6 protein-coding genes and 2 pseudogenes are annotated in these 6,697 nt (G+C 71.5%); 4 read left to right on the top strand and 4 right to left on the bottom strand.

Features of this window, described 5'->3' with window-relative positions; translation table 11 throughout:
* On the top strand, positions 1–1,865 hold a 1,865-nt coding region (gene tap / locus FRZ03_RS15525), incomplete at its 5' end, for a telomere-associated protein Tap (RefSeq protein ID WP_146465829.1).
* A 12-nt stretch (positions 1,866–1,877) separates the two neighbouring features.
* Positions 1,878–2,435 (top strand): telomere-protecting terminal protein Tpg, encoded by a 558-nt coding sequence (gene tpg / locus FRZ03_RS15520; RefSeq protein WP_146465733.1) that lies wholly within the window; start codon positions 1,878–1,880, stop codon positions 2,433–2,435.
* Positions 2,436–2,464: 29 nt separating this feature from the next.
* Here the strand turns inward: tpg and FRZ03_RS15515 are convergent, their stop codons facing one another.
* The 3 genes from FRZ03_RS15515 to FRZ03_RS15505 are packed head-to-tail and all read right to left on the bottom strand — an operon-like array spanning position 2,465 to position 4,787.
* Complete coding sequence (locus tag FRZ03_RS15515) at positions 2,465–3,721, bottom strand: MFS transporter (RefSeq protein ID WP_146465732.1); 1,257 nt, start codon at positions 3,719–3,721, stop codon at positions 2,465–2,467.
* The gene (locus tag FRZ03_RS15510; RefSeq protein WP_261399095.1) at positions 3,712–4,212 is read right to left on the bottom strand and encodes a MarR family winged helix-turn-helix transcriptional regulator; all 501 of its coding nucleotides are present in this window, start codon (positions 4,210–4,212) and stop codon (positions 3,712–3,714) included. The genes FRZ03_RS15515 and FRZ03_RS15510 overlap by 10 nt, the downstream gene beginning before the upstream one ends.
* A gap of 50 nt (positions 4,213–4,262) precedes the next feature.
* Positions 4,263–4,787, bottom strand: a complete 525-nt coding sequence (locus FRZ03_RS15505; protein WP_146465730.1) for an AAA family ATPase — start codon at positions 4,785–4,787, stop codon at positions 4,263–4,265.
* A gap of 272 nt (positions 4,788–5,059) precedes the next feature.
* Here FRZ03_RS15505 and FRZ03_RS15500 point away from each other — a divergent pair, with 272 nt between their 5' ends.
* Positions 5,060–5,446 (top strand): hypothetical protein, encoded by a 387-nt coding sequence (locus FRZ03_RS15500; RefSeq protein ID WP_261399094.1) that lies wholly within the window; start codon positions 5,060–5,062, stop codon positions 5,444–5,446.
* Positions 5,443–5,982, top strand: a pseudogene (locus tag FRZ03_RS40305) (VOC family protein); the annotation flags it as partial. The gene FRZ03_RS15500 and the pseudogene FRZ03_RS40305, both read left to right, overlap by 4 nt.
* Here FRZ03_RS40305 and FRZ03_RS15490 read toward each other — a convergent pair.
* Positions 5,972–6,347 (bottom strand): annotated as a pseudogene (locus FRZ03_RS15490) (dienelactone hydrolase family protein); the annotation flags it as partial. The pseudogenes FRZ03_RS40305 and FRZ03_RS15490 sit on opposite strands and share 11 nt — an antisense overlap.
* Between the last annotated feature and the right edge of the window lie 350 nt (positions 6,348–6,697).

The following is a 6,697-nucleotide window of genomic DNA, read 5'->3' as shown; positions in this document are numbered from 1 at the left end:
GTCCGAAGCGCACCGCTCGGCCGGCGTCGGCCTCGCGCCGCCCGGGCGGGCAGAGGACGGCCCCGGCCGGACAGGAGACGGCTTCGGGCGGGCAGGAGACGGCTGCGGGCGGCACCCGTGCGGGCGCCCCCGACCCCCGTTTCGAGAACGGCCCGCTCGCGGTCGTCGACGTGGACGCGGACGGGAACGTCCTCGCGTACTGCACCGGCGGCCTGGTCCTGGACGTGCCCGCCAAGAGCATCCCGGCCCTGGTGGAGTGGACTCTGCGCGAGGCGAAGCTCGGGCAGCCGAAGCTGTCCGGGCCGGGCAAGGACGCCGACCCGCTGCTCGTCCTCACCGAAGCCGCGCTGGAACGCTACGGCCTGCCCGCCACCCTCACGGACGCGGAGCGGGGGGCCGGGCGGATCCCGGAGAGCCACAAGGTCGTCAAGCAGCTGGCCCGCGCGGAGTGGAAGCTGACCAAGCGCGGCTTCGGCCCGTGGGCACGGATCTACCGCCCCGCCAAGGGCTCGGAACGAACCTGTGTCCAGCTGTGCATCCCGTCCTGGCACGCGCTCGACGCCCGCCACTGGGGCGGCGTCGCACAGCTCCCACCGGCCGAACTCGCCCGCGTCCTGGGCGTCTACGCGTCCCGTGTCATGACACCGCGCGGCTCCACCGCCGTCACCGGCCTGGAGCTCATGACCGCGCTGCATCCGCCGACCCGCGCCTCCGACCCCGACGCCGACGGCCGACGGCACTCCGAACACAACCCCGGCAGCCTGGGCAAGGACCCGGTCGACCCCGCCCCGTGCGAGGCCCCCGACGGCCACCCGCTCCTCAAGGACCTGCCCCGCTTCCACGTCCGGGGCCCGCAGGAGAAGCTGTTCGAGGAGGCGTACGACTGGGCGCGCCCGATGACGGACGCGGAATGCACCCTGCGGCACCTGGTCGGCATCGACGTGAACATGGCCTTCGCCGCCGGTGCCAACGGCCTGACCGTCGGCCTCGGCGCCCCCACGCACGTCAAGAACCCGGTGTTCGACCCCAAGCTGCCCGGCTCCTGGCTGGTCGACCTCTCCCATGTGGACCTGTCCCGCGTGAAGATCGGCAAGGACACGTGGACGGACCTGGACGCCGACCTGCTGCCGAGCCCCTTCACACCGAAGGGCGATCACCCGGAGGGCCCCGCCTGGTACGCGACGCCCACCGTCGCCTACGCGGTGGAACTCGGCTACCCGGTCCGGCCGATCGAGGCGTACGTCCGCCATGAGAACGGCCGCTACCTGGACGGCTGGTACCAGCGGCTGCGCGATGCCTACCTCGCCACGATGGCCGACCTCGGCGTCCACGCGGACATGACGCCCGAGGACTTCCTGGCGGCGATGGGCGGCTACCGGCAACGCGACCCGGAGCTGGCGATCGTGGTCTCGGCGATCAAGGCCACGGTCAAGGGCGGCCTGGGCAAGCTGCGCGAACGCCCGCGCGGTGAGGGCTGGCGGCCGGGCGAGCCGTGGCGGGCCCTGTCGCGGCCCACCTGGCGGCCGGACATCCGCGCGGCCGTCATCTCCCGCACCCGGATCAACCTGCACCGCAAGATCGTCAAGCACGCGGCGTTCACCGGCCAGTACCCCGTCGCGATCCTCTCCGACTGCGTCGTCTACGCGGCCGACGGCGAATCACCGCTGGACTTCCTGCCCTACCGGGACGGCAAGCCCCTGCCCGGCGGCTTCAAGCTCGGCATCAACCCGGGCCTGGTCAAGCACGAGGGCACCCAGTCCGTCCTGTGGGGCGAGGAGGTTCGCGAGCGGTTCGACGCCCCGGAACTCAACCTCGCCCGCTACATCAAGGACGGCACCGTCACCGACGCCGACAACGGAGAGTAGGAGAAGGCGACGATGACCCTGTTCGGGGACGGCCTGGAGGCCGCGGTGCAGAAGGCGTTCACCCGCCCCGCCCCCAAGAGCGCACCCGCCCAGATGCGTTACCTGGTCAAGCAGCTCAAGGGCACGAAAGCGGTCGCCCAACTGCTGCGCGTCTCCCAGCGCACCGTCGAACGGTACGTCAAGAACCAGATCAAAAAGCCCCGCCCGGACCTCGCCGCGCGCCTGGAACGCGAGGTCAAGAAGCGCTGGCAGCCCCAGATCCGGGCCAAGGCCCGGCAGACGGCCGCGACGACCGGCGGCATCGTCATCGACACCCGCGCCCGCATCGGCTACACCGCACCCATCGGGTCCACCGACGACGCCCGCCTACGGCACCTGACCATCGCCCTGCCGCCCCGGTACGCCGCCCGTCTCTTCGACGCCCAGCAGGCCGGCGCCGACGACCAGCGGCTCCAACAGATCGCCGCCGAGGGCCTCAAGGAGGTCTACTTCCAGGACAGCGGCCGCCGCGCCGGCAGCCTGGAAGAGGTCCGCTTCACGGACGTCGAGCATGTCGAGTTCGACTTGTAGCCGGGAGCCGAAAAGCCCGCGCGGCGGGCTCACGGGCCGGCCGCGGCTGTGTGCGGACGGGGCGGTGCGGAGGAACTGCGCAGGTCTGCCGTGGCGACGCCCACCACGACGACGGCGCCGAGGCACAGCAGGCCACCGCTGACGAGAGCTGCCGCTCCCGAAGTGGCGTCTGCGACGAGACCTCCGCGCATGTTGCCGATGTCGGGTCCCGCCTGCCCGACGATCTGTTCGGCAGCGCTGACGCGGCCGAGCAGATCGTGCGGGGTGTGCATCTGGACGACGGTGCTCCGGGAGACGACGGAGACGGTGTCGGCGGCGCCGGCGACGACGAGGAAGGCCAAACCGGCCCAGGGGTTGGGCGAGAAGCCGAACAGGGTCAGTGCCGCGCCCCAGGTGGCGGACCCGCCGAGCATGGCGAGGCCCGGGCGGGAGAACCGGGTGAAGGTGCCGGAGAAGAGCGACGCCGCGACGCCGCCGACGGCGACGGCGGTGAGGAACAGTCCGAGGGTGCGGGGGTTGCCGCCGAACCGCTCGGCGTTGATCAACGGGAACAGACTGACGGGCATGGACAGCACGGTGGTGGCCAGGTCGGTGAGCAGGGCCCCGCGAATGACGGGGGTGCGTGCCAGGAAGGCCAGACCGTCCAGCACTCCGCGCCGGCCGGGCCGTGCGGGCTCGGCCCCGGGGGCCGTCTTCGGCAGGCCGAACGCGCCGTGGAGGACGGCGACGAAGGTCAGGGCGTCGATCAGGAAGCAGGCGCCGACTCCCAGTTCGCCCATGAGCAAGCCGCCCAGTGTGGGACCGAGCAACAGGGCGCCCTGGAAGGCGATCCGCCCCAGCGCCAGCCCCGCGGCCAGTTGGTGCTCGGGCAGCAGACGGGGAAGGAAGGTGCGCGAAGCGGGGCCGCTGCCCGCGGCGAAGCAGGACTGGAGTGCGACCAGCCCCAGAACACCGGCGGCGGGAATGTGCCCGAAGAAGCCCTGAAACACGAGGAGGAGCGAACACGCGAGCTGCCCGCTGATCGTGAGCAGGTAGAACTTCCGACGGTCCACGCGGTCGACGAGCGAGCCGGCGAACAGCCCGAGCGCGACGAGCGGAACTGCCTGAGTCAGTCCGACGGCGCCTGTCCACGCGGTGCTCTTCGTCATCTGCCAGATGTGGAACATGACGGCGACGAGTGTCATCTGGCTGCCGAGACCGGACAGGGCCTGCCCGGTCCACAACCGTCGGAACGCCGGTGACGACCGTAACGGAGCCACGTCGATCAGCGCGCGTTTCAGCCCCATGCGGGATCCTGCGCCAGCTTCTCGGTGATCCGGTCGTGGAAGCTCTTGCGCTCCAGAGCCCGCTCGATGTCGGCGACGACCTGGGAGAGCGGGTAGGGGATCTCCGCCTCCAGCTCAGCGACGGCAGCCTCGGTGGCCCGCCATTCCGCCGCCAGGCGATCCACGATGCTGCGGGCTTTGTCGGTGAGCGTCACCTTCCTGGTGCGCGCGTCGTCGCCCACGACGGTCCGGACCCAGCCGGCCTCACGCATCGCGGCGACCTTCTGACTGAGTGCCGAATGCGTGCGCCGGACCGACTCGGCCAGTTCCGCGATGGTCATGGGCCCGCAGTCGTGCAGCCGGAGCAACTCCATCACATAGCTGGGCTTGAGCCCGTCGATCCGCTGCTCGGAGTAGACCTGGGCGATGTCGGCGTCCATGGACGCCTGGAGCAGGCGCAGGGGCCGCCAGAGGCTTTGCCGCGTCGGGTCGTGTGCAGTGGGGTCGGCCATGGCGGGCATCGTAACAGTGCTTATATAAGCGCTGTCGCTTTCAGCTGCTCTCAGCCCTCGACGGCCTCTGCGATCTGCCGGGCGGCCTGGGCGGGTGTGAGGTGCGTGGTGTCCACGACCTCGGCCTCGGCGTGCAGCCACGCGCGGGCCGCCTCGGCGTAGGGCTCGAGGTGGCGGAGACGGAACGGGGAGTCGGGGCCGAGGACGGTGTCGCCCGCGATGCGCGCGCGGAGGGTGTCCTGGTCGGCGTGGAGGACGAAGTGCCGGACCGGAATGGCGTGCTGGGCAAGGCCCGAGCTGATCTCGCGCCAGTACCGCTCGACCAGGACCGTCATGGGGACCACCAGGGTGCCGCCGGTGTAGTCGAGGACGCGTCGGGCGGTCTCGACCACGAGCGGCCGCCAGGGCGGCCAGTGCTGGAAGTTGTCCGTCGCGGGCAGTCCTGGCCTGATGTCCATGAGCGTCTCGCCGACTTTCTCGGCGTCGAACACCCGTGAGTCCGGAATCAGTTGCTGGACGAGCGTACCGGTCGTCGTCTTGCCCGCGCCGTGGGTGCCGTTGAGCCATACGATCATGCGGCTGACGCTAACGTGGTACGGGTCGCGGGGACACGCAGAGCGGAAGATCCGGTGCGGCTTCGGCGCCTCTCGGAGCGGCGCCGACACGGTGACTGTCAGTCCCCGCTCATAAGGTCCCCGCATGCCTGATGCCTTCACCGTCCTGTGGACCCATGACACCTGCCGCGCCCTGCGTGAGGCGGGGCGCGTGGGGGAGCGGCCGCCGGTCGCCTTTTCCGGGGCGCACTCCTACCTTCGGGCCCTGGTCGGGCGCCCGTGCCGGGGACGAGGTGTACGCGCTGCACGTCAACCGGTGCGAGGTGTTCGTCGTCTCCCGGATGCGGGTCATCGACATGGGGCGCGGCGACTGCTGCGGTACCGCCCCGGCCACATGGCGGGAGCCCGCCTTCCCCGGACACGATGACTGGTCGATGCTCGGTGCCGGCGGCTGCGGCGCGACCGCGGTGCACGTGGACGCCACACCCGTGGGCTTCGACACCCGGATACCCGGCGACCTGCTGCCGACGCTCACCTGGCGCAACCGCCGAGGACAGACCCGCAACCTCAAATATGTGGTGAACGGCCGGCTGGAGCACTCGGTCAGCCTGCAGGGCTTCTACCGGCTGACCCCCGAATCCGCGGACGCGCTGGCGCGAGTCGTCGAAAACGCCCCGTGAGCAGGGACCCCGCTCGGCCCCGTGCTCCTCTCGGCCAGGCCGGCCCCGGCCGGCCGCGCCGGCGGACGACTACGGCACCCCCGGAACCCGCGTCCTCTGCGAGAGATCACCAGTCCCGGGTGTTCGGCGGTGAGGAACTGGGCCGGGTGCGGACCGAGGGCGGCTTGATCGGGCACGGTGAGATCCGGGTCGGCGACACCGTCGTGCCGGCCTTCGACCGACACGCCGACTGGCCTCCCGCACCGAGCCTGCTGCGTGTGTTCGTCGCCGATGCGGACGAGGTGTTCTCACGAGCCGTCGCAGTCGGCGGCGAGGTCGTCATGTCACTGGCGGACAACGCCTTCGGACAGCGCGGAGCGGGATCAAGGAACATCTGGTGGGTGGTGAGCCACGTCGAGGACGTCGCCGAGGAGGAGATGTGGCGCCGTCTGAAGGACCCCGTGCACGCGGAGAACATGCGCGTGGTTCAGGAGACGCTCGATGCCGAGCTGAGCGGCCGAGGCCACGGACGCGGCAGCGCACCGGTCAGGACGACCGATCGACCCATGCGTGCTCGCCCGACAGGGTGCGGTCGAGAAAGGGGCAGCAGGCGGTCCCAGTGTTGCCGCATGGCGGCGGGGTCGAAGGCACCGGTGTCGGACATGGTGAAGCCGTGGACGGTGCCCGGGTAGATCTCGGAGGTGTAGTTGACCTCCGCCGCGTCCAAAGCCTTGTTGAGCCGGCCGAGTGCCTCGGGCGTCAAGTCGCCCTCGGCATGGCCGAAATGGACTTCGGCGGTGAGCCGGGAGAGGCTGTCCGGCCCGGCGGCCCCCACCGGGGCGTGGAACGCGGCGAGGGCGGCCACCCGGCCGGGGTGGGCCGCGGCGGTGCGCGTCGCCCAGAGGCCACCGACGCAGCAGCCGGGGCTTTCGGCGGGGCAGGTCGGCCCGCCCCGCCGTCCGTGACTGAACGTGCTTCCGCCTGCCGCCCCCTACGAGGGAGGGAGGCAAGGTCCGTCGCGGGGATGGAGCGGCGGGCGAGATCGGGCAGGACGGTGGCGAGGCCGGCGAGGGCCATGATCGCGCCGAGCCAGAGCGGGGCGCGCGGGCCCCAGGTGTCGATCACGGCGGCGCCGATGGAGGAGCCGAGGATGATGCCGAGGGCGATGAATTCAACACGACGGCGAGCTACGGCGCGGTGCGGCAGCGCGCCCGGCCCTCGACCGGACCGATCGCGCCAACCTCGCCGACCCCGGCCGGTTTTGGCCGTCGA

This window comes from Streptomyces misionensis (assembly GCF_007896895.1).
Lineage (GTDB): Bacteria > Actinomycetota > Actinomycetes > Streptomycetales > Streptomycetaceae > Streptomyces > Streptomyces misionensis_A.
The sequence above is the reverse complement of the archived record's forward strand: the minus strand, read 5'-3'. Positions and strand labels throughout refer to the sequence as shown.

Bases quoted from the DNA above. Each gene is read 5' to 3' on its own strand.
- tpg (WP_146465733.1), top strand. From the start codon at position 1,878: ATGACCCTGTTCGGGGACGGCCTGGAGGCCGCGGTGCAGAAGGCGTTC.
- FRZ03_RS15515 (WP_146465732.1), bottom strand. From the start codon at position 3,721: ATGGGGCTGAAACGCGCGCTGATCGACGTGGCTCCGTTACGGTCGTCA.
- FRZ03_RS15510 (WP_261399095.1), bottom strand. From the start codon at position 4,212: ATGGCCGACCCCACTGCACACGACCCGACGCGGCAAAGCCTCTGGCGG.
- FRZ03_RS15505 (WP_146465730.1), bottom strand. From the start codon at position 4,787: ATGATCGTATGGCTCAACGGCACCCACGGCGCGGGCAAGACGACGACC.